The sequence below is a fragment of the Prevotellamassilia timonensis genome (assembly GCF_021531665.1).
Lineage (GTDB): Bacteria > Bacteroidota > Bacteroidia > Bacteroidales > Bacteroidaceae > Alloprevotella.
The window spans coordinates 1-702 of the sequence record NZ_JADYUH010000124.1 but is presented as its reverse complement, the minus strand read 5'-3'; the positions used below and the strand labels follow the sequence as shown (position 1 = coordinate 702).

Sequence of the window (702 nt, the reverse complement as noted above, 5' to 3'; positions counted from 1 at the left end):
TTGATTGACGCACATAAGCTCAATCACACCACAAAAGTAATAAATAAATCCGTACCGCAGGGCAGTATCTTGGAACAACTGATGAATTTTGCTGACTCAGTCCCCGATTTCCGCAGAGGCGACAAAGGGAATATCCGTCACCGTCTCGGAGATATCATCATCCTGATGATACTCGGGCGAGCGTGCGGGCACGCCGGGCGTGCCGATATAATAGAGTTCGGCAAACACAATCTAAGTAAATTCCGCAGAATGGGTTTGCTGAAAAATGGAATACCCTCGGAGCCCACCCTTTGCCGGGTAGAGAACGGTATTGACGATTCAGCTATGGCAGATAAGATGCAAGCGTTTGCCGAGGGCTTCCGTGACGAACTGCTTAATGCATTTCGTGACAAGGAGATAATCTGTGTGGACGGCAAGGCTGAGCGTGGCACCGTTCAGGAAAACGGGCGCAATCCGGACATCGTGTCCGCATATTCGTACAACACCGGCATTACAATCGCGACAGAGGCATGCCAGGAAAAGAGTAATGAGATAAAGGCAGTTCCAATATTGATCGACAAAATCGACATATCCGGTAAGATTGTCACCGCCGATGCCATGTCAATGCAGAAGGACATCATCGAGATAATACGGGCAAAAGGCGGAGATTTCCTGATAGAGCTCAAAGCCAATCAACGGTCGCTACGTTATGAGGTCGAGGAC

1 protein-coding gene is annotated in these 702 nt (G+C 49.1%); it reads left to right on the top strand.

Annotated features, from left to right (window positions below; translation table 11 throughout):
* Positions 1 to 69 precede the first annotated feature (69 nt).
* Positions 70 to 702 (top strand): ISAs1 family transposase (locus I6E40_RS10625; RefSeq protein ID WP_235387240.1); only part of this gene is annotated, 633 nt, incomplete at its 3' end.